Source organism: Staphylococcus nepalensis (genome assembly GCF_014635045.1).
GTDB lineage: Bacteria > Bacillota > Bacilli > Staphylococcales > Staphylococcaceae > Staphylococcus > Staphylococcus nepalensis.
The window spans coordinates 1-22,068 of record NZ_BMCF01000005.1; the positions used below are offsets into that span (position 1 = coordinate 1).

The window sequence follows — 22,068 nt, forward strand, 5'->3', positions numbered from 1 at the left end:
TAATAATTTGCGTAATCGTGCCTTACTAACTTCACGACTTTATGCTTCTACAATCAAAAAAGAGATTAAGCAACCTACGGTTGCCTAATCTCAAAAATTGTATCAGTCCTCTTTGACAAAGAGCCTAAAAATGATTTTAAAAATCCAACACAATCAAAATTAGACTGCTAACTTCTCTTAGAACATAAGAAATCAGCAGCCTACCTTATCTTTGTCTAAACCTATTTTAGTTATTCAATCTAAACCATTTCTTATAAACCTTAAAAACACTTTTTAAGCGCCGCTTCTTTAAAGGTTTAGCGCTTGCATGTCTTATTTCTAAATTAGTAACACTTATATATGAGGCTTAGCTTATATCATTTCATGCAATATTACTATTTTCTAAATTTATTTGCTAATCTTAGTACGTATTTTATAATGTGTAATAAATTAATGAATAAATTAAAGCCCATTTCACGCGGCGAATATTGCCCTCGTTTCATACGGTTGAAATCATATAATGTATATAATAGAAATAGTAACAAACCAACTATGGTAATGATCGTATGAAAAATTGGATTATTTACAAACATACCAATAATGCCCGCAACAATTAATGCGACTAATGTTACAAATAAGTATTTACCCATACTCGATGCATTACCCACAAAAAAGTAACCTATAATGCCAAACGCAATAAATGCTCCTATAGCTAACAACACATTTTTATAGAATACTTCTGTCCCTAAATTTTGCAGATAAGCTGTAAATGTCGCATACGACAGCAAACCAACAACAATAGCATATATGTGAGAAATGACTAGCCCATATTTACGCGCACGATTAGTTAAAACTGTAAACAATACTAATACTAGCAGTACAATAGAGAGTGGTTTTCTCCATTCCATAGGTAAAAATTGTCCAAAATAACAACCGATACCAAATATAATCCAATAATAAACAAAGAACAGCCATACTTTGCCATAAGCACGTGCTTTAGATTTATCTTGTTTTGGTTTATGTTGCTTGTGGTTTACGTGTTGTGCTGAGTCAGCCAATGCATTCACTCCTTAGATGCTTTTATGTTTTACACGTTGATTATTTTACTCATTCAGACAGCATAATTAACGCATATCAGCTTTAATAAATTTCACTTCTTATTTAAATGTGTTATTATCATTTTCACTAATCCACCAAAAATCAAACATTTCTGATATATTTTTTTGGACATTTTATAATTTAATTGAAATGACTGTCTTTTCAAATGTTACAAAGTAATAAAATTCGAAATCATTTTTTTATAATTAAAGTCTCCTCAATTCCCTAACAAAGGTATTTAGTGGTTTTTATAATCTATTTTTTTAAATGTTAATAATATTACATCTCTATAACAATAAACACAAGCCTCTTATTTTTTGTTAATATGTAACGTGAATCCAGTTAAAGAAAAGATTAAACTCATATATTTAATTTAAACAAAGTTATGTATATAGGTGTGAGGAGGAGTTCTTTTGAAAAAGTTTGCATTTGCAGTAACCGCTGCTTCGGGTGCAGCAGCAGTGATTGCTAACCATGAAGCTGAAGCGTCAACGCAACATACAGTACAATCAGGTGATTCACTTTGGTCAATCTCAGAACAATATGGTGTTTCCGTAGATGAGATTAAACAAAACAATAATCTCGATAACAATATGGTATTTCCGGGACAGGTTATCGAAATTGGTGGAAGTGATCAAGATTCAAGTTCAAACAATTCTTCACAAACATCAGGCGGTTCAACACATACAGTTCAATCTGGTGAATCACTTAATGTAATTGCTAGCAATTACGGCGTGTCAGTAGATGAATTAATGTCAGCTAATAATTTAAATGGTTATTTAATCCATCCTGGACAGTCGCTTACAATCCCAAATGGAACAGGTACTGGTGGTTCTGGTGGTTCTGGTAACGGAGCAACACAAACACCAAATACTGGTAGTTCATCAGCTAGTGACGCTAACTTATATGATTGGGGACAATGTACTTGGCACGTATTTAATCGTAGAGCAGAAACTGGCAAACCAATTAGCACATATTGGTGGAACGCTGATCATTGGGCAAGCAATGCAGCGGCAGATGGCTATACAGTAAATAATACACCAACTGCCGGTTCTATTATGCAAAATTACGAAGGCCCAATTGGTCATGTCGCGTATGTAGAGCAAGTAAATCCTGATGGCAGCATCTTAATTTCAGAAATGAATTATAATACGCCGCCAGGTACAGTGGATTACCGTACAATCCCTGCTTCACAAGCTTCAAGCTATAACTATATTCACTAAAATATAGTTAAAATTTAGAAAATGAATAATGAAAGTAAACCACTAAATCTTATATAAAGTATTTAGTGGTTTTTATTTTTCATCTTGACTGTAAAAAATGAAAACAAACCATTTTCTTTTCATTTTTTACAAAGGGTTTTATTGTCTACGCTCGTAAAAACGTTTAAAAAGGAGACAAACGTTAAATTTTGTATATAATCCCCTTATTAAAAACGAGACAATCCTGCTTATATACTAATCGAGGCCGAGACGTTATTGATGTCCCGACCTCGATTCAAATTTAAGATTAATAATATAAACATAATCTTTTAAATGTTTTATAAGAAAATATCAATAGCATAGTAAATAATTGCCGCTACTAACGCAGAAATTGGTAATGTAATTACCCAAGTTACAATCATGCGTTGTGCTGTATTCCACTTAACACCTTTGATACGATTAGATGAACCGACACCTAGAATAGATGAAGATACAACATGCGTAGTTGATAACGGGAAGTGTAATGATGAAGCAACAAATATTGTTAATGCAGACGATAAATCTGCTGCTGCGCCATTCGCTGGACGTATTTTCATGATATTTCCCCCAACAGTTTTGATGATTTTCCAACCACCAACAGCTGTACCTAAGCCCATTGCAGTGGCACAGGCTATTTTTACCCATAATTGTGGTTCGGTACTTGTCCCTGTTTGGATATTTGCTACTATTAGGGCCAAAGTAATAATCCCCATTGATTTTTGTGCATCGTTTGTACCGTGTGAAAATGATTGTAGCGATGCAGTGAAAATTTGGAAAAATCTAAAGTTACGATTCGTTTTGGTAAGATTAGCATTTTTGAATACCACTTTTACAATTGAATACATAATAAAACCAACACAAAAAGCAATAATCGGCGATAAAAGTAATACAACAATAATTTTTGTAAAACCTTGATAGTGCAGTACAGCAAACGAGCCTTGTGAAGCAATTGCTGCACCGGCGATTGATCCGATTAAAGCATGGGAAGATGAGCTAGGTATACCAAAGAACCAAGTCACTAAATTCCATATAATTGCTGCCAAAATTGCAGCTAAAACAACGATAAGCCCATTTTCTAATTTAAATGGGTCTACAATGTCTTTTGTTATCGTACTTGCAACTCCAGTAAATGTTAACGCACCAATAAAGTTCATAACAGACGCTAAAATAATTGCAGTTCTAGGAGTTAAGGCACGTGTTGAAACAGCAGTAGCGACGGCATTGGCTGTATCATGGAAACCATTGATAAAGTCAAATATCAAAGAAAAAATAACGATAGCTACTGTGATAATCAAAATATATTCCATAAGTTAGGACTCCTTAGCTATTTTTCATTATTATTGTTTCAAAGTTATTCGCTACAGCCTGACATTTATCGGCAACTTCTTCTAAACTTTCGTAAATTTCTTTGATTTTAATCAGTGTGATCGGATCTGTCTCACTATTAAAAATATGTTTAATAGACTGACGTAATATACCGTCACAATTAGTTTCAAATTCTTTAATATTAATAGAATGAATACGCATGTGAGAGAGTTTCTTATCAACCAATAAACCTACTGCCAATTTCATTTCAGCAATAGCTTTTTGGATATTATCAACAAATTCAGCCATATATTCATCCGTATATTCAATAGAGTACATTTCAAACATTGCGGAAGTTTCTTCTATTGCATCTAAAACATCGTCAATGGCGTTACATAAAGAGAGGATATCCTCACGTTCAATAGGTGTAATGAATGTTTGGTTCAAATCTGAAATCACTTGATGCATTAATTCATCACCATGTGATTCGTATGTTTTAATATTGTCTGAGTATGCTTTAAGATCTAAATGTGTATTAAAATCCATTTTGCCAAATTCAATTGCTGCACGGTCTAAGTTGAATACCATTTCCTCAAGTTTCACCATGAACTTATCTTTTTTCTTGTTAAACATTCAAAAAATCCTCCATTTACAGTGACCATTACAATCACCTTCAATAAATTTAAAAAAATTAGATTCCTTTAGAGACAAATTAAGATTGGCAAGATTTACAATGCGCTCATTATTTTGACAATTATTAAAATTATGTAAATGAACTTTTGCTTTCTAGGTTTAAAAAATCTTACAAATGTTGATTTGCTCTTATTTGAAAATAGCACAAATTTAACAAACTCACAATTAAATTTACAAATTCTTAACATTACATTTTAGTTAAATTAATAAAAATGTGCTTATTTCTACTATTACATTTTGCTTTTCCATAAAAAGTTTCAATTGCATATTACACATCGTTAATCAAAACTCACAATAGCAATAATTGCATAATTTCCATCTATAATCAACAACTATTTTGATTCATTTTTTAAAACTTTAAATGGTACGAACCTCTCAATTTCTATTCAATTATAAATATCAAAATAAAAAAATAAAAGAAGCAACAAAATCATACTTTCTTAAAAGATTTTGTTACCTCACTCACTATGAATATTACATTTTAATTCAAACTTATTTTAAATACACTTTCTAATTCAGGCAATCATTACCAATTACATAGAAAAGCTTAACATCTAATAGCCTAGACTCTCTATTTGTTTTCTAAGTTAGTTATAACTTAAGGGTAAAAATACACAGTTTAGATATTTGGAAGTGGTTATTTTAAAAATTGAAATAATTAATGCTCAGATAATCTGGATACTAATTCATTTTGGTTAGGGAAAATAAATTGGACTGATGTTCCTTTTTGCATTTCTGAATTAATATGGACTGTGATACCTAATTTTTCTTTTACATTTTGGACAAGATACAAACCTATACCAGAAGACGTTGTTTCATTACGATTCGAGGTGGAAGTAAAACCTTTATCAAATATTCTTGGCAAATCTTTTTGGCTAATGCCTCTCCCCTCATCTTTTATATTTAACGCTACATGATTTTTAATTAACGTTCCATTAATATGGATTGTACTATGTTCACTATATTTGACTGCATTAGATATAATTTGCCTTATCATCATTCGACACCATTTAGTATCTGTATACACCTTGTAGGATGTTTCGAAATTGAGTTCAAAGTCTATACCTTTTGCTTGGCTGATATATCTAGAAATCTGAATTTCATCAATAACTAAACGTTTTAAATCAACATGTTCATAATACATATCTTTATTTTGTGATTCTAATCTAGTTAAAAATAAATGTCTATCTAACATATCGTTGATACGTGTCCATTCGAATAATAAAGCTCTTTTTCTTGTACCGTCATTTTCTTTTTCAATTAATAACTTTAAAGCAGTAACAGGTGTTTTAATATCATGCACAAAATCAGTTAGTGAAGCTTCAGTAGACTTAATTTGCTTTTTTTGCTTTGTTACTAACATTTTTTGAGTTGTAATTTGATTATACAAATATTCAACCATTTGTTGTTGAAACGGCGTATCTGCAAGTGATTTATGCTTTAAAGCTTCAGGTTCAATATTTTCATCTAAATGTTTTAAAAATTTAACTTCTTTTATATAGGTATACAGTAAAAATATAAAACTTAACCCTATATTTAAAATGATAATATATAAAATGCTATCTACACTTAAATCGTAATCTAAGTACGCAATACCCAAAAAAATAAATTGTAAAAACAGTAGCCATAATATCCAATGCTTACGTGAACGTATAAACATCCATACCCATTTAATACTATCCATGGGCCATATACCCTTTTCCTATTTTAGTTTCAATTGCATCCTTCATATCAATATCAGATAATTTTTTTCTTAAACGATTTACATTGACCGTCAGCGTATTATCACTCACAAATGCTTCATCATCCCATAACGCAGTAATCAAAGTATCTCTAGTGACAATTGTATCTTGTTTTTTCACTAGCATTTCTAAAATAATCATTTCTGTTTTAGATAAATAAATCACCTTATCTTCTCTGCTAATGCTATCTTTTGTAAGATCAAGTGTCGCTTCTTGCCAAGTTATTACTCTTTTTTCATCTAAGCTAAATTGATAAACACGTCTATAGATAGCTTGTAATTTTGCAATTAATACATTTGTATTAAATGGCTTTTGAACATAATCATCTGCCCCTAATTCCATACTCATAACTTGGTCCATTGGGTTATCTCTAGAAGATAAAAAGAGAATTGGTGTATTTGATATTTCTCGGATTTTACGTGTCCAATAGAAACCATCATATTTAGGTAGTTTTATATCCATGATCACAATTGCTGGATCTACTTCATTAAATTTATCCATCACTAGATTAAAGTCCTCAACACCATTAACATTAAAATCCCATTGTTCTAGTTCTTCACTCAGTTCTTTAAATAATGTCATATCATCTTCCACTAACAAAATCTCCATATACTCACCTCAATTATTTTGTATATTTTATTTTTTCACCCGAATTGATACGTACTTGATAATGTTTAATTCGGCAATCGATTTCAAATCCTCTCATCATTAAACCTTGAAATGGGGATTGAAATAGATAATAAACTGGCCAAGTTAACTTAGGAATATAATCATATAAATGCACTAAGACTTGTTGTGTGCCTTTTAATTTACGGAATTCTAACTTTCCTTGCTTTTTGAAATTAGATTTTACAATTTTACCACCTACGAGCAATAAAGTAATCATGTCTGTATCAGTTTCAATCCTCTGAAGTACCAATAAAGGGTCATGCTTATTTTTTATATAAATAATAAAATAATCTTCTTTTTGAACTGTATGTAAAAAAGTACCTTTCGTTTCATCTAACCATTTAAAATAATATTCTACCATTTGATTTAAAGTCCAATTCATCGGTAATTGTATACTCAATGCACTTCTCACATCATCATATTTCGATGATTGGAGTTCTACAGCTACGTGTGGGCGCGCTACTTCCGCTTTCGTCTGTGTTACTTCAGTACCATAAGCTGATAAACGCTGTATTGTTTCGGTATCAAAACGGCTACCACTAATATAAATTATTTTGCCTACACCTTGTTTAGCTGCAGCTCTACCAAAATTATCTGCCGCTATTAAATTCATGTCTCTAGCAGCTGCCTGCGTCAATTTAGCCGAATGTTTCGTTGGATCTAAATAAAATATCGCTATATTCATACCATTCATAGCTGATAACACATCATTATAGTTATAAATATCTTTTTCTAGCCAAATAATTTCTTTAAAATCTTTTTCCTTAGGGTACTTCGACAAAGTATATAATACCGCATCGTCTTTAATAGAGGGAATTAAATTTTTCCCTATATAGCCTGTAACACCTGCAAGTAGTATATTAGGTTTCATAATACTCCATCCTTTAACGTATATTTTCTTATTTTAAATATTCCCTAGTAAATTCAAGTTAATGATGTTAAGTTATACTATAACTGAGTTTAAAAATTAGGAATAAGGAGTGGACATATATGGTTCATCAAATTCGAGAAATTGGTATCAATGATATAGAACCTTTCGTTAAACTATTAAGCACGATCTATGATGAATCTGATTATTTGATATACAATCCGGGCGAATATGCGCCGTCTAATACAGACGCGGTTGCAACTTTAGAACATTACATTACTTCCCCTTCTAATGCCATTTATATCGCAGAAAATAATGGCGAACTCGTTGGCTTTGCAATCGTCGCTACAGAAAATTTCGAACGCACACGTCATGAAGCACATTTTTCTATGGGTGTTATAAGACACTATCGCGAAAAAGGATTAGGACAATCATTAATCAATTCTATCGAAGCGTGGTGTTTAAATCATGATATTCATCGCATCGAAGTCGAAGTAGTTCCTGAAAATACGACCGCTGTTGATTTATTTAAAAGTGCTAATTATCAAATCGAAGGAGAACTTAAAGATAAACTATTTATTGATCATCGTTACTATAATAAATATATCATGGCTAAATTACTAATTTAACGATTTAAATGTAAAAAAACATAAATAACTTTCTTATTTATAGTTTAATCTTTTTTTTATAAATATCCAAATGACAATGACATGTTTTGAATTAAGATATAAAACACTGCTTTTATTTAATTACTAAACTTTGTAAGTTGAAATTCGATGCTTTGAAAAGTGTGAAATACAACTCTAACATTTCCAAGTGCTGTCTGACTAATATGGCTAAAATCAAATAATATATCATGAATCAACTAAACCTTACCCTGTATTCCAAATGAAGTATATGCTTATGATTATGCTACACTCCTAAACTTGAACGCTAAAATTCAACTTCAGGAGTGTTTATTTATGTGTAGTAAAGTGCACTTTAGATTTCAATTAAAGTTAATTCAAGTGTACAACTTTAAAACATGAAGTTATAGAATATGAGGCAAAGCATACAATATTAAATAATTTTAAATAAAATACTATTACAATCAGTGTAACGCTTTAGTTACCAAAATTTCTAATCTCATATAGTTAAAAATACAAAAAACAAGTAAATTAAAAGCAAGATATCTGTGAAAACCAGAAATCTTGCCTTGGTTAGTTATTTTAAACAAAAATGACCACAATCAATATTCAATTCTTTTAAATAAAATTAAACTAGCAGCATAAAGAATTAAACAATAAGCGATAGACATAATTAATATAATAATAAATTGTGATAAAAATACTTTGAGGCTGTTAGCATCTGTGAAACCATTAGGGAAAAGATAATGGAGGCCATGAATTAATGGCGCAATTGATATAAACATAAATAATAAAATAACACCTAATATAGTAAAACCAGTTGAAAACTTCATAGATAATAATACTGCAAAACATATAGCGATAAATGAAATACCAAAAATGCCAAAAATACTTAAAATATCAGAATACATATCCTCTGTTTCAGTAGGCAAAAACATCCCAGAAGCGTAGTTGAAATTTTTAATAAAAGTAAAATAGAGTACTTCCGAGACTATAAACAGTATAAAGAAATAAATAGTGTATATAGTAATCAAAGTAAATAGTTTAGTGTTAAGCAGTTTTGTACGTTTAATATCTTTGTAAAAAATTAATTTACCGCTACTGTATTCTTCGTAAAATAGTAAACTAACAAAATAAGACATCATGATTAAGGGTATGGCGAATTGAGATTGCGCCAATAATATGCCACAATAAAAATCTAAACCAGACAATCCATTGTTGACGCCACCAACTTGCATAAAATTAGTTGGTAGAAATAAAGTGATTAAATAGAGTAACGGATATAAAGCGATAGCGAAAAAAATTTTAGCAGATGTACGGGATGATATATTCAAGAAAATATTTCTAAATAACATTTAATCATCTCCTTTATTTTCAAAATGATTGAAAATGTGATATAAATCTTCTTCAGTATTTTCTATGCTTACTAAATTATATTTTTCGAGTATCTTTTGCATTAAACCATTATAGTCATCTCCCTCTTTATTAATATAAATAATATTATCTTCTATTTTATTAATTATTGGGAAAAATTCTATATATGAAAGCGTGTCTGCTTGTGTAACATTTTTATTAAGTACTATTTTAAACGAAACATGTTTATCTAATTCTATACTATGCAGCTTGCCTTCTTTTAACATGACAAACCTATCACATACTTCTTCTAGTTCATTTAATTGGTGACTTGATATTAAAAGAGAAATACGCTTGTTTTTAACCCAATTTTTAAGTGAGCTTATCAATATTTTCACGCCATTAGGATCTAATCCTACGAAAGGTTCATCCATAATTGCTAATTTAGGCTCAGTTAATAAACACATTGCTAACGAGAGTCTTTGTTTCATACCAAAAGAAAAATCTTTAACTTTTTTATTTTTAGTATCTAATAGGCCCACTAATTTTAATATATTATGAATATTATCTATGTATTGCGTTTGATTATTTACCTTTAAAAAGTATAATAAGTTCCTTTCAGCTGTTAAATGCTCATAATAAACAGTATCAATCATAATTCCAACATTTTTTAATATATTGTCGTGTTTAAAAATATCTATTTTATCAATATAAATATGACCTGAAGTTGGTTTTTTAGTTTTAGCGATTATTTTCATTAAAGTTGTTTTGCCAGCACCATTTTTACCTAGTAGACCCACTATTTCTCCTTCATTAACAGTTAAATTTATATTATCCAAAATCATGACATTATCATTTTTAAACTTTTTATAAATATGATCTATTTTTAACATCTTTGCTCCCTCTTTTCGTAAATAGTTTAGCCAGTAAATAACTTAGAACAAAGTACAGTAAAAAAAGAAATGTTAATTGGGAGAGTGATAACAGATTCGTATTCATACTAGTATAAAATCCGTCTTTTTCATAAGCATATTTTGAAGCTATATCATAAAAAACAGGGTTATGCATAATTGATTTAGCAGATATCACGTAATAGATTAGGTTAAAAATACTCATAATAAATATGAGTGATATAGTATATTTAGTTTTACTAAAACATATAGAAATCATATTTATCATAATTGGAATTATGATAATACCTAATAGCATTACTATCAAACCTAAATTAATATTTATAATTGACATCATTATAGAACATACAATATTTAAAACGAATGAAATTAAAATACTTTTATATTTTGCATTCAATTTTAAAACCTCCACTTTTAAGAAAATCTATATACAAACACGTTATATAACCAATGAAGAAAAATAGCATCCTGTAATTTATATTTATGATATAGATAATACAATAAAAGACTTATTGGAAACTTCGTCAGCAAATTTATTAAAAAATTCCCATTTAAATGTAAAATTAAAGCAAACATTAAAGAACCTATAATAAAACTCCATTTTTTATTAAAAGCAGACATCAGTATCATTAATATTAAATGTCGGAATAAAAATTCTTCACCGAAAGCGACTATAAAATATTCTATTGTTGCTGCTTTGCCAGCTAAATATAATGATAATAAGAAGACTATCGGAAATAATATTACTGTTCTTTTCCAGTCAAATACATGGTTCAAAAGGTGTTTTATAGGTTTGCCTAAAAAACGGTTAATTAATAAAAGCGGTAAAAGTATAAAAGATAATAAAAAACACACCACAAAAGACATTAAGTATATACGTGAAAATACACTGTCGTTGAAAAACGTAATAAACATTATACATACATTAAAAAAAACACCTACAATCATAATTAACGCGCTTGATGATAAAACACTTTCAAATTTTTTCATTATTAGCTCCTAGCCTCAGAATAGAAAAGACTAAGATATTAATTTAAAATTTTATTAATATCTTAGTCTTTAACTACCACTTATTTCGCTTAGAAATACCATCTTTTACCTCTTCTACCAAATTTAAAAATCCATATATTTACCTCATTCAAAGAAAAAAGATCCATTAATGATTTCATAACGCTCCCCTCCTTTCACTATGAGTATACTCTATTTTTTTATAAGACACAATACAATCATAATTTTAATATATTTATATTTTTTTAGTTATCTACAGTTTAATATAAAATAATGATTTTTTAGTTATGATGTTTTAAAGGTATAAGTATATTATACAAAGTTCTATTTATAATACTTCATAATCACTTTAAATAAGCATATAAATATTAAAAAGTGTGCATTAATCTATTTTGATAAGCTAGTGTTATAGTGTGAAAGTAACTGGGTGTTAACAATTATTTCTTAGCATTGATGCGCTTATCATTATTGAAGTAATAATAATGCTTAGGGTACTGACTAAATAATGATATGCTTTTTATAGCTGATTGTTACTTATCTTCTGAAAATAATTGTTCGCGAGTCGTTTTGAATATCCACGATTCGGCCGAAAAATGCACAACCAAAATTAAACTTTTCATATCAAAAAAAGCACCTCCATTAAAATGGGGTGCTTTTTTGGTAAATGTATATAGGCATGATGTTATACTACATTACTTTAGTATGGATTTAGTTCAACGCCATTAGGGTTAGTCTGTTCTGCGTTAAATTCAGTTTCGACACCTGATGATGTTGTGTTTCTACTTAGAAATGCTAACACGTCTTTCATATTTTGTTGTGACTCTGGCAATTCCATATGAAATTGATATTGATGTCTTAATTTATGTGTACCATCATAAAACAATTTGTCGACCGGTACGTCTGTTGCTTTTAATTTTTTATAAAAATTAATATTTTGACTATAAAACGGATCGGCATCACCAACAGATAAAAATGTGGGCGGATAATCTTCAGTAACTTGGTTTATGGTAGACATTTCACTAATATATTTAAATTGTTGTTCCCAATTTCGTTTACCAGTATAACTTTCCATAAACAATTGAATTCTCGGAAACTCTGTTGCCCTAACTGTTTTCATATCAAAGAATCCACCAAAAAAGATTGCTGCTTTAAGTTGGTCAGGCTCAAATTGTTGTTTAAATTCCATATCTTCTCTTAATGATTCATTTGTTTGGATCGCGGCATATTGACTCGACAATTGTGCACCAGCAGAATCTCCACCAAAAATAACTTGATCAAAATCAATCGGTAATTCATGTTTATTTCTTTTAATAAAACTTACTGCTTGATCAATTTGTTGTAGTTGCATAGGATATTTAAAATCCGGCGCAAGTGCATAATTGATATTCACGACAATATACCCTTGCTCAGCAATTTTAGCTAACAAAGGATTTTTGTACTGTTTGTCTCCAGCGATGAAACCGCCCCCATGCATCCAAAAAATCACCGGGAGTTTATTATCTTGGTCTAATTCATTTGGGGTTAATATATCCAGTCGGCTATTCGGCAAGCCGGTGCCATAAGTGATATTTGTAAATGCGTTCACATTTTTATTATTGATTTGTACTTTTTCATCTATTTCTCTTGTATTTTGTCTGTCATATTGGAATTTTAAAAGTAATGCCATAATTACTGCAACAATAATAATAATGACCGTCGTGATAAGGGTCCACTTACGTTTATTTTTCATAGATTACCTTTCCTTTCGGAAGCATTGTACCATAATAAATAATTTCACAATAGTATTATTAAGAATTGACACACTAGAAAACTCAGCTTGCAGTTATTAGCAAGCTGAGCTACATTATATTTTTATTTATATTGTTTCTTTAACATTTTATGCAATGAATTTTTTGTTTTGTCGTTTTCTACTGTAGTACTTAATAAGTACGCCAATAACAACGATAAGACCAACATAACCCATAATTGGATATAAATAGTTTATTAAGCCTGCGAAACCAACAAAGCTTAAACCATAAGCTATAATTACCATAGCTACAATAAAAATATGATACTTTTTACTATATGGTTCTGTGAACCGCGCTGCGAACGAATACATTAAACCAAGGATTGTATTATACATTACAGCTAACATAATGATTGATAAGACAAGCGCTATCCATGGACTTATATCATTCGCTAGCGTCAACATTGGTATGTCTGCATCTTTAATTTTAGGAAATTCAGACTGTAACGCAAAGTTAATTAAAGCTAATAATACCGTATAAACAATACCACCAAATAAAGCGCCTGCGCCTGAAACTCTACGTCTTGAAGCGTCGCCACCGATTGCTACTATTGTACTAAACCCTACGGCAAAAGCCAGTCCACCATAGTTTATACCATATATAATTCCTTTCCATAAAGTAGCTTCTGGTACAGTCTCATTGACCTCACCAAATGAGATACTACCGTTAAATAAATAATACCCAGCAATAATAACTACTAACACAATTAGAAACGGCGTAACAATGCCTAATGCTCTAACAATTTTATTAAAATCCATCAATAGTGTGATATATATTGCAATAACCATTATCAATGCACCTAACCACGTCGGTACACCGAAACTTTCTTGAAATGTTGATCCTGCTCCAGCAATCATTGTAACTGAAATACCGAATAAGAAAAAGATAAGTAAATAGTCCACAATTTTACTGAATGCACTTCCGAATAAATAATCTAAAGTTGATTCATGGTTTTGTGCGTCAAACGCCGTACCAATCTTTGCAACTTGTCTACCTATAAATCCTAAAATGAGACCAGAAAGTATAACACCAATATATGACCACAAGCCATATGGTGAGAAGAATTGCATAACTTCCTGTCCTGTTGAAAAGCCAGCACCTACAACGATACCGACATAAGCGAAACCAATTTTTATAGCTTCTTTATTCAACCCCATGTGATAAATAACCTCCTCATAGTTAACACATTTTGTAATTATAACGTACTGACTATAATTTGCAACATGACAAAATTAAAGTTTACACAATCCATTAAAAAATAAAGATTATATACAGACTATTTATTCCTTTTTAATCATTCACTTTTACTTTTAAAAATAAATAATTGCATATCACATATACTATTATAATAAATAATATCAATTAACATTTTGCAACTTTATACATTTTCTCTTTATAAAGACACACCAAAAATACAAGTAAATTTTTTTGAAAAAATTTTTATTTTTTTAAATAAACGTCTATTTCATCCTAATCATGATTAAACAATAGTCCTATTTTTGAACATAAAAAAACCGAAAACAATCAATATAGAATCGAATTGTTTTCGGCTGAAACCATTTTCATATTCAATTGTTACCACATCAGAATTCAATCATATCCAACATTTAACTATTGCTTATTAATGTGCATTTTTAAAATGATTAAGTTCATTGAAATCGACTACTACATTATCTAAACGTTTAGCAGTTTCTTTTAATACATTACGTGCAACACTATTTGAAGGATCTATTTTCAGTATTTGGCGAGAAATCTCTAATGCTTTTTTATCAGAAATGACTGGTTCGGGAACTGCGTGTAATAATAACATTTGCAATAAGCTTTTTACTTCTTTGCCGTCAGTAAGTTTTATGGATGATTCCGCATGGTAATAAGCAGAATCTAAAGCTCCTTGTAGTTCACTTAATGGATAGACAAGTAATAGAAAAGCTAAGTCGTGCATTTCTGCAGTTTCTTCATTTTTCATCATATCTAAAATACATGTATAGAACATGATACTTTCCACTTCATGAGCACTTGAGATATAAGCTTCTTCAAATTCCATAAAATCTGTCTGGGACATAAGACGTTTTACTGACTCAAATTCGCCGTTTAAGACATGCTTCTGTATCAATGCTTTCATGGCAATGTCCTCCTAGATATCCAGATTTCTATAACAGTTATACATTATTTTACCACATCTCAATTATATATTCATTTAAAAAGAATATTTTTATCAAGTTAATTGAAGGCCTTTTAATTATAACTGTTCAATTCACACCATTGCTGAAATTTTATACATGTATCCTTGAATTTGCACTAATTGAATTGGTTGTTCAATTCATCTACTACTTCATCAATTGAGTTCCCTACAGAGATTTTTACAGCTGCATTAAAAGCACCCTCCACTATCGGTGCATTCATTTTTTCTACACGGTAATTTCCTTCATACATCTCAATGGCTAAATCAAGGTTCATCTCAGCAGAACCTATATCATAAAAACATAAAGCATCATTATCCAATTGGTTGATCATTTCTTGAATATCATCATAAGAAGTGCCAATATTACCATTTGCGCCACCTTGAGCTACAACTCCAACATCTTCTCCTACCATTTGATTAATAAGCGCTTTTGTTCCTTCAGCGATCTCCTTGCTATGGCTTACAATGATAATTTGTGTCATGGTTAATCAACTCCAATCAATGCGTTTAAGATATACACACTACTTTGGGCGCCAGGGTCAACATGACCTTTTGATGCTTCTTTGAAATAAGCTGCTCGGCCTTTTGTAGCTTCTATATTTTCGGTCAAATCTGCATAAGATTGCAGGTCCTCAAACGCTAGTGTGTCTCCATTACTCACCGCTTCGCTTGCACGTTCAATCACGTCATACATTGTTTTTTCATTCAATTCAACTTTGCCACGTTGAGCAACTGCTTCTGAAAATGTTTTGAGCACTTCTTTCAAGTTATCATTATCTAATTCATCTTTGACGACTTGTGACATTTTTACAAAACTAAAGCCATACAATGGACCAGAGGCCCCGCCAATATTTGACATTAATGCCATTCCAGTAGACTTGAATAATGCTGCCATTGAGTTATCATCTAGTTGTTCAGGCAAGGATTTAAATCCTCTTAACATATTCACGCCATGGTCGCCATCGCCAATCGCTCTATCTAACTCTGTTAATAACGGCTCTTTTTCCTCAAAAACATCAACTAAATTAAGTAGTCTCTCTTTTAACTCTGCTACATTCATATATCTTCACTCCCTCTTATATCTATCACCGTATTAAATATTAAAATACGGACTACTTGTAGATGTAGTCAGAGCTTCATATACGGCTTCAGAGTATGGCACAAATGTTAATGAAACACCTTCCATATCTAATGAAGTCATATAATCTCCGACTAACCACAGTTTAACGTCTTTTTGTTTATCATCTAATTGTTGTGACACATATTTTGTTACAATATTTAGTTCAGACAATGGCGTTGCCCCCATGCCATTGACCATGACAATCAGTTGTTTAGCTTTTACTTCTTTTAATAACTCAGCTATTAGTCGTTCTACAATCAAATCAACACTTTCAATTTTCTTACGTGCTAATCCCTTTTCACCATGTATACCAATTCCAATCTCCATTGATTCATCATCAATATCAAAGCCATATTGTCCGGTTGTAGGCACTAACGGGGGCGTTAGTGCCATACCTATAGATTTTATAGTTGGTAATAATTGTTCTAGTTTTTCTTTAATTGTAGCGAGTGACTCTCCTTTATCTGCTAGATAACCAGCAACTTTATGCACAAATACAGTACCAGCTACGCCTCTACGTTGGGTTTCATCACTTACAGCTACATCATCTTTGACTACCACTGTTTCAACTTGTATATCTTCCATCTCCGCCATTTCTTGTGCCATTTCAAAATTCATAACATCTCCGGCATAATTTTTGACAACAAGTAACACGCCATCGCCATTATCTACGGCTTTGATCGCACTTAAAATCTTGTCCGGCGTTGGAGATGTAAAGACCTCACCACACACTGCAGCATCTAACATACCTTCTGCAACGTAACCAGCGTGAGCTGGTTCGTGACCACTGCCCCCGCCAGAAACAATCGCTACACCTTTTTCTTTTTTATTTTTTCGTACCACAATTGTATCGGAAATAACTTCAATCTGTTTATTTGAAATCGTAAGACCATCTAACATATCTGATAAAAATTGTGTTTTATCTTTGATTAATTTTTTCATAACGACGACCTCCTATTTTTAGCTATTCATATATAGTATACATTATCTATAAATGTAAACGCTAACAACTCCTCGTGTACTTTTAAAAAGAGTGGGTTACTAATCAATGTGTACTGGATTGATTATAGATACCCACTCTTGTTGAATAATTATGGTTTTTTAATTTATTAGGTTTAATGTGATACTTTCATATAATTCCCCAAAATATCCCTCTTAAACTGATTTTGTTTTATACATTAAGTATAAGAAATAAGGGGCACCGATAATTGATACTACAATACCTGCTGGGATACCAGAAGGTTGTAATATGATTTGCCCTACCGTATCTGCTAACACAAGTAAAAACGCACCGATAAATATAGATATTGGTAAGAATAATTGATGTCTTGGGCCAACTATAGATTTAGCAATATGTGGGCCCAATAATCCAATAAAACCAATAGCACCAGCAACTGACACCGCTGCTGAAGAGAGTACGACTGCGATTAATAATAGCACTATGCGTTCTTTTCCAATTTTCACACCAACGCCTTGAGCAATATATTGATGCGTATTTAACAGATTTAAAACATTCGATTTTAATAATAAAAATGGGATAAGTACAATGACCCAAGGCAAGAATGCAATTACAAAAGCCCATTCGTCACCCCAAATGTTACCCGCAAGCCATGAAGCAATAAATTCCGATTGGTCTTCATCAAATGTAGACATGAGCGTGAGCGAACCACCGCTTAACGCTGTAGCCATACCCACACCTACTAATACCATACTTGCCGGCGTGATACCTTCACCCCTATTGTAACTAAATGAAAATATAATTAATGCAGTAATTATACCGCCTAACATACTGATAAACGGTAGTACATAAACAAAGTTATCTGCGCTTACTTGTCCTACCACGATAAATAATGCGATAGCGAACCCGCTGCCAGCATTTATACCTAAAATACCAGGCTCAGCTAACGGGTTTTTAGTTACACTTTGTATAATAGCTCCACTCATTGCTAAAGCAGCGCCAGCTAAAATAGTAATAATCATTCTTGGAAGCCTAAATTCCATTAAGATAAGTGTATCAGTGTATTCACCTTGTCCTATTAATGTCTTAAAGAACGTACCTACTGACATCTTGTATTCACCCGATGTCATACTCCAAGCACACGCCAATAGTACCAATATGATAAGTATCGCCATTGTTAATAACTGCTTATGTCTTAACTTTGGATCTATCATGAAAAGCGCCCTCCTCTTTTAACTAAATATAAAAAGTAAGGTACGCCAATAAATGAAATGATTGCCCCAACTGGAGCTTCACCTAACATACGAGCTACCGTATCTGCAACCAACAATAACAAACCACCTATAATAGCTGTTAATGGAAGTACACGTGCATAATCTGTACCGACTAAATAACGCACTATGTGAGGTACCATAAGTCCTACAAATGCAATTTGACCAACCATGGCTACTGCAATACCAGCCATAACCATTGAAATAATCAAAGCAATTGCGCGTGTTAATGCTACGTTTTGACCCAAACCTATGGCTAGAGTTTCGCCTAAATTTAAAATAGTTAGTTGCTTACTCATCGCAACAATGATGACAAGTGCAACTATTATAAATGGAGCTGCCCATATTAATTGACCCCATGTTGTGCCAGATACGCCGCCTGCGCTCCAGAACGTCAAACTTTGATTTAATCTAAACAATAGTGCAACACCTTGACTTAAAGCTGTCAATAAAGCACTTACTGCAGCACCGGCAAGGATAATTCTCATAGGGTTAAAACCATCACTTCTTGATCTACCTATCATGAGGACTATAAAACCACCCATAATGGCGCCGATAAACCCCGCTATCATTAATACTATAAATGGGGCTGTTGGATAAAATGCAAAAGTGAGTGCTAACATGAAAGAGGCTCCTGAATTTAACCCAATCAAACTTGGATCTGCTAAGCCATTTTTAGTCACACCTTGAATAACTGCTCCTGAAGTCGCCAAAGCAACCCCGACTAACATAGCTCCTATATCTCTTGGTATGCGTATTTCACTTATTATATTATGTTGTTGATTTTTACTGTCATAATTGAAAACAGCGTCAAATATAGTTGAGATATGGATTTTAGCATCCCCAATTACAATTGATACAATCAAAGCAACAATGAGTAATACTACGCTAATGATAAATGTTGTTGTAAAATTTAGCTTCCCTTTTTTCTGTGTGGTCATCATTACACCTAAACTTCTGAATAGCTTTTTCTACATAAATCATAGGTAACTAGCATAGGTTTCCCAGTTCTGGGATCAGTACTAATTTCTACGTCTATATTGAATACTTTTTCTAAAATTTCTTTTGTTAATACTTCTTCAGTGTCACCATCTGCAACGATATCTCCTTGCTTCATCGTAATTAAATGGTCTGAGAAACGCACTGCTTGATTAATATCATGTAATACCATAATGATAGTACAACCTTGCTCTTCATTAAGTTGGGTAATTAATTCTAATATTTCTAATTGATGTGAAATATCTAAATAGGTTGTAGGTTCATCTAAAAAGATAATATCTGTACGTTGCGCTAATGCCATTGCAATCCATACTCTTTGACGTTGACCGCCACTTAAATCATTGATAGGACGCAGACGGAATTCATAAGTTCCCGTCACTGTCATAGCCCAATCAATCTCTTTTTTATCTTCTGCAGATAGTCTGCCAAACCCTTTTTGATGTGGAAAACGTCCATAAGATACAAGTTCCCCAACTGTTAATCCATCTGCTACTTCTGGTGATTGAGGTAAAATAGCAATTTTTTTAGCTACTTCCTTGGTTGATTGCGCATGCAAATCTTCGCCGTCTAGTTTAATTTCGCCACCTTTAATTGGCAATAATCGTGAAAGCGCTTTTAATAAGGTTGATTTTCCGCAACCATTAGGTCCAATAATAGATGTTATTTTACCTGTAGGAATGTGTACATCTAACTGGTCCACAATCACATTATCCCCGTAGCCTATCGTAACTTGTTCTCCTTCTAAGCGAGTCATAGTTTCCCTTCTTCCTAATACATAATAAGCATAAAATAATCTATATCGTTTATATTTGTTTATCGTATTGTTCTTCCAAATGATAATCATTATCACAGATGATATTATATCATTTTTTAGGTATGATGACTAATAAATATGATAGATTATCACTGATTATCTTAAGAATTTATACATTTATGTTTGCTATGTAAGTTAAAAAAAAACGATTTGAAGTGCCTATAACAATCGCGTCTTATTCTTGAATATGTTATCAACAGTAATTGGTGAAATAAGACAATTCATGCTGATAAAAACTGCTCCTACATTTGATAATTTAAACTTTATAAAAAATTAAAACCTTGATACACGATTTAAATCCTGTAACAAGGTTTTAATTTACAATTTTTCAATTAATGTTCATCAATTAAAAAACCATTACCATAGACATCACGTACATCATGAATAACGAGAAATGCCTCACTGTCTATTTTTTTGATTAAACGTTTGGCTTTGGTCACTTGCGTTTTTGTAATGACAACATATAATATATCTTTTTCTTGTTTAGAGAAATATCCTCTACCATTTAAAATAGTAAGTCCGCGTCCAACTTGTTCATCAATCACCTTAGCAATTTCATCTGGTTTGCTAGAAATAATCGTCATTGCTTTTTTCGTATTTAAGCCTTCAATAACATAATCCATAACTTTTGTACCGATATACAGTGATATCACTGTAACTAATGCACTAGGAATTGGTATCACTGTTAATGAAATTGCCACAACAATTAAATCGAAGAACAATAAGGCATAGGGCGTACTGACGTCTAAGTATTTATTAGCGATTCTAGCTAAAATAGTTGTACCAGCTGTCGTTCCTCCTGCAAGCACAATCACACCAATACCCAAACCTACACACATGCCCCCAAAAACAGCATTAACGAGTATATTACCAGTTTCTATTTCCCAGCTTACAGTTAATTCTAAAAATAATGATATCAAAATGGTTGCCACTATTGTTAAATACATACTTCTTTTACTCAAGAATTTATAGCCTATGGCAATAAGCACCGCATTAAATACAAAGTTAGTTATACCAGGGGATACGTGAAAGGCATAATAAAGTACGATAGCTATACCGGTCACGCCTCCCTCACCTAAATCAGCAGATATGATAAAAGTGTTAACGCCTGCTGAAAATATAAATGACCCGATTACTACCAAAATTAAATCTCGTACTGTTTTATTCACTCACATGACCCCCTTATATAACTCCAATCACTTGAATATTAGCAAACTATGGAAGATACCACAATATCATTCATAAAATACAGCTTATAAATACATGTGAAAAACCTTGATATTATCATATTTATTGCATTATCTTCTTTTAGAAGTTTAAAAATTCTGAATTTTCGGTTTACTTATACACTTTCCTTTGCTATAATAAAACCTATCTTCTTATTGATTAGCAATAAGAAGCCATCTCCTTTGTGTTGTTTATAGTAACATACAAAACAATTTTT

At 31.6% G+C, this 22,068-nt stretch carries 22 protein-coding genes; 2 read left to right on the forward strand and 20 right to left on the reverse strand.

The window, feature by feature from the left end; all coding sequences use genetic code 11:
- Positions 1-374 precede the first annotated feature (374 nt).
- The gene (locus IEU88_RS08320; protein ID WP_096810767.1) at positions 375-1,037 is read right to left on the reverse strand and encodes a Bax inhibitor-1/YccA family protein; all 663 of its coding nucleotides are present in this window, start codon (positions 1,035-1,037) and stop codon (positions 375-377) included.
- Between the two features lie 453 nt (positions 1,038-1,490).
- Here IEU88_RS08320 and IEU88_RS08325 point away from each other — a divergent pair, with 453 nt between their 5' ends.
- A complete protein-coding gene (locus IEU88_RS08325; protein WP_096810768.1) occupies positions 1,491-2,300 on the forward strand; it encodes a CHAP domain-containing protein in 810 nt (269 codons plus the stop codon).
- Positions 2,301-2,617: 317 nt separating this feature from the next.
- Here IEU88_RS08325 and IEU88_RS08330 read toward each other — a convergent pair whose 3' ends face one another.
- The 5 genes from IEU88_RS08330 to IEU88_RS08350 form a co-directional block, all read right to left on the reverse strand.
- Positions 2,618-3,625, reverse strand: a complete 1,008-nt coding sequence (locus IEU88_RS08330) for an inorganic phosphate transporter (protein WP_096810769.1) — start codon at positions 3,623-3,625, stop codon at positions 2,618-2,620.
- A 13-nt stretch (positions 3,626-3,638) separates the two neighbouring features.
- Positions 3,639-4,256, reverse strand: a complete 618-nt coding sequence (locus IEU88_RS08335) for a DUF47 domain-containing protein (protein ID WP_096810770.1) — start codon at positions 4,254-4,256, stop codon at positions 3,639-3,641.
- A 718-nt stretch (positions 4,257-4,974) separates the two neighbouring features.
- Positions 4,975-6,000, reverse strand: coding sequence for a sensor histidine kinase (locus IEU88_RS08340; protein ID WP_096810771.1), 1,026 nt, complete (start codon positions 5,998-6,000; stop codon positions 4,975-4,977).
- Positions 5,993-6,667: a response regulator transcription factor gene (locus IEU88_RS08345; RefSeq protein WP_096810772.1), complete on the reverse strand. Its 675-nt coding sequence runs from the start codon at positions 6,665-6,667 to the stop codon at positions 5,993-5,995. Before IEU88_RS08345 ends, IEU88_RS08340 begins: the two co-directional genes overlap by 8 nt.
- Before the next feature lie 13 nt (positions 6,668-6,680).
- The gene (locus IEU88_RS08350; protein ID WP_096810773.1) at positions 6,681-7,598 is read right to left on the reverse strand and encodes a Rossmann-fold NAD(P)-binding domain-containing protein; all 918 of its coding nucleotides are present in this window, start codon (positions 7,596-7,598) and stop codon (positions 6,681-6,683) included.
- A gap of 119 nt (positions 7,599-7,717) precedes the next feature.
- On the opposite strand from IEU88_RS08350, the gene IEU88_RS08355 reads away from it, so the two are divergent.
- On the forward strand, positions 7,718-8,224 hold the full coding sequence (locus IEU88_RS08355; RefSeq protein ID WP_096810774.1) for a GNAT family N-acetyltransferase: 507 nt from the start codon (positions 7,718-7,720) through the stop codon (positions 8,222-8,224).
- A gap of 599 nt (positions 8,225-8,823) precedes the next feature.
- Here IEU88_RS08355 and IEU88_RS08360 read toward each other — a convergent pair.
- The 14 genes from IEU88_RS08360 to IEU88_RS08420 form a co-directional block, all read right to left on the reverse strand.
- The gene (locus IEU88_RS08360) at positions 8,824-9,576 is read right to left on the reverse strand and encodes an amino acid transporter (protein ID WP_096810775.1); all 753 of its coding nucleotides are present in this window, start codon (positions 9,574-9,576) and stop codon (positions 8,824-8,826) included.
- Positions 9,577-10,467, reverse strand: coding sequence for an ABC transporter ATP-binding protein (locus IEU88_RS08365; RefSeq protein ID WP_096810776.1), 891 nt, complete (start codon positions 10,465-10,467; stop codon positions 9,577-9,579). It lies immediately after the preceding gene.
- Entirely contained in the window at positions 10,442-10,897 is a 456-nt protein-coding gene (locus IEU88_RS13880) for an Msa family membrane protein (RefSeq protein ID WP_368656175.1), read from the reverse strand. Before IEU88_RS13880 ends, IEU88_RS08365 begins: the two co-directional genes overlap by 26 nt.
- A 2-nt stretch (positions 10,898-10,899) precedes the next feature.
- Positions 10,900-11,475, reverse strand: coding sequence for a CPBP family glutamic-type intramembrane protease (locus IEU88_RS08370; RefSeq protein ID WP_103373743.1), 576 nt, complete (start codon positions 11,473-11,475; stop codon positions 10,900-10,902).
- Positions 11,476-12,190: 715 nt separating this feature from the next.
- Positions 12,191-13,222, reverse strand: coding sequence for an alpha/beta hydrolase (locus IEU88_RS08375; RefSeq protein ID WP_103373388.1), 1,032 nt, complete (start codon positions 13,220-13,222; stop codon positions 12,191-12,193).
- A gap of 147 nt (positions 13,223-13,369) precedes the next feature.
- The gene (locus IEU88_RS08380; protein WP_103373389.1) at positions 13,370-14,437 is read right to left on the reverse strand and encodes a YkvI family membrane protein; all 1,068 of its coding nucleotides are present in this window, start codon (positions 14,435-14,437) and stop codon (positions 13,370-13,372) included.
- Positions 14,438-14,901: 464 nt separating this feature from the next.
- Entirely contained in the window at positions 14,902-15,402 is a 501-nt protein-coding gene (locus IEU88_RS08385; RefSeq protein WP_096810781.1) for a hypothetical protein, read from the reverse strand.
- Positions 15,403-15,578: 176 nt separating this feature from the next.
- Positions 15,579-15,944 carry a dihydroxyacetone kinase phosphoryl donor subunit DhaM gene (gene dhaM / locus IEU88_RS08390; protein ID WP_096810782.1) on the reverse strand — a complete coding sequence of 122 codons (366 nt, stop codon included), beginning with the start codon at positions 15,942-15,944 and terminating at the stop codon, positions 15,579-15,581.
- Between the two features lie 2 nt (positions 15,945-15,946).
- Positions 15,947-16,522, reverse strand: a complete 576-nt coding sequence (gene dhaL / locus IEU88_RS08395) for a dihydroxyacetone kinase subunit DhaL (protein WP_096810783.1) — start codon at positions 16,520-16,522, stop codon at positions 15,947-15,949.
- 33 nt (positions 16,523-16,555) lie between these two features.
- A complete protein-coding gene (gene dhaK, locus IEU88_RS08400) occupies positions 16,556-17,524 on the reverse strand; it encodes a dihydroxyacetone kinase subunit DhaK (RefSeq protein ID WP_103373612.1) in 969 nt (322 codons plus the stop codon).
- A gap of 213 nt (positions 17,525-17,737) precedes the next feature.
- A complete protein-coding gene (locus tag IEU88_RS08405; protein ID WP_096810785.1) occupies positions 17,738-18,754 on the reverse strand; it encodes a FecCD family ABC transporter permease in 1,017 nt (338 codons plus the stop codon).
- Positions 18,751-19,752, reverse strand: a complete 1,002-nt coding sequence (locus IEU88_RS08410) for a FecCD family ABC transporter permease (RefSeq protein WP_103373611.1) — start codon at positions 19,750-19,752, stop codon at positions 18,751-18,753. Before IEU88_RS08410 ends, IEU88_RS08405 begins: the two co-directional genes overlap by 4 nt.
- A gap of 8 nt (positions 19,753-19,760) precedes the next feature.
- Positions 19,761-20,564, reverse strand: a complete 804-nt coding sequence (locus IEU88_RS08415) for an ABC transporter ATP-binding protein (RefSeq protein WP_103373610.1) — start codon at positions 20,562-20,564, stop codon at positions 19,761-19,763.
- 392 nt (positions 20,565-20,956) lie between these two features.
- Positions 20,957-21,793: a YitT family protein gene (locus tag IEU88_RS08420; RefSeq protein WP_103372939.1), complete on the reverse strand. Its 837-nt coding sequence runs from the start codon at positions 21,791-21,793 to the stop codon at positions 20,957-20,959.
- Between the last annotated feature and the right edge of the window lie 275 nt (positions 21,794-22,068).

Excerpts from the sequence above, each read along its gene's own strand:
- IEU88_RS08415 (WP_103373610.1), bottom strand. The coding sequence starts at position 20,564 with ATGACTCGCTTAGAAGGAGAACAAGTTACGATAGGCTACGGGGATAAT.
- IEU88_RS08365 (WP_096810776.1), bottom strand. The coding sequence starts at position 10,467 with ATGTTAAAAATAGATCATATTTATAAAAAGTTTAAAAATGATAATGTC.
- IEU88_RS08380 (WP_103373389.1), bottom strand. The coding sequence starts at position 14,437 with ATGGGGTTGAATAAAGAAGCTATAAAAATTGGTTTCGCTTATGTCGGT.
- IEU88_RS08345 (WP_096810772.1), bottom strand. The coding sequence starts at position 6,667 with ATGGAGATTTTGTTAGTGGAAGATGATATGACATTATTTAAAGAACTG.
- IEU88_RS08355 (WP_096810774.1), top strand. The coding sequence starts at position 7,718 with ATGGTTCATCAAATTCGAGAAATTGGTATCAATGATATAGAACCTTTC.
- dhaM (WP_096810782.1), bottom strand. The coding sequence starts at position 15,944 with ATGACACAAATTATCATTGTAAGCCATAGCAAGGAGATCGCTGAAGGA.
- IEU88_RS08385 (WP_096810781.1), bottom strand. The coding sequence starts at position 15,402 with ATGAAAGCATTGATACAGAAGCATGTCTTAAACGGCGAATTTGAGTCA.
- IEU88_RS08350 (WP_096810773.1), bottom strand. The coding sequence starts at position 7,598 with ATGAAACCTAATATACTACTTGCAGGTGTTACAGGCTATATAGGGAAA.
- dhaK (WP_103373612.1), bottom strand. The coding sequence starts at position 17,524 with ATGAAAAAATTAATCAAAGATAAAACACAATTTTTATCAGATATGTTA.
- IEU88_RS08330 (WP_096810769.1), bottom strand. The coding sequence starts at position 3,625 with ATGGAATATATTTTGATTATCACAGTAGCTATCGTTATTTTTTCTTTG.
- dhaL (WP_096810783.1), bottom strand. The coding sequence starts at position 16,522 with ATGAATGTAGCAGAGTTAAAAGAGAGACTACTTAATTTAGTTGATGTT.
- IEU88_RS08405 (WP_096810785.1), bottom strand. The coding sequence starts at position 18,754 with ATGATAGATCCAAAGTTAAGACATAAGCAGTTATTAACAATGGCGATA.
- IEU88_RS08410 (WP_103373611.1), bottom strand. The coding sequence starts at position 19,752 with ATGACCACACAGAAAAAAGGGAAGCTAAATTTTACAACAACATTTATC.
- IEU88_RS08340 (WP_096810771.1), bottom strand. The coding sequence starts at position 6,000 with ATGGATAGTATTAAATGGGTATGGATGTTTATACGTTCACGTAAGCAT.
- IEU88_RS08370 (WP_103373743.1), bottom strand. The coding sequence starts at position 11,475 with ATGAAAAAATTTGAAAGTGTTTTATCATCAAGCGCGTTAATTATGATT.
- IEU88_RS08335 (WP_096810770.1), bottom strand. The coding sequence starts at position 4,256 with ATGTTTAACAAGAAAAAAGATAAGTTCATGGTGAAACTTGAGGAAATG.
- IEU88_RS08360 (WP_096810775.1), bottom strand. The coding sequence starts at position 9,576 with ATGTTATTTAGAAATATTTTCTTGAATATATCATCCCGTACATCTGCT.
- IEU88_RS08375 (WP_103373388.1), bottom strand. The coding sequence starts at position 13,222 with ATGAAAAATAAACGTAAGTGGACCCTTATCACGACGGTCATTATTATT.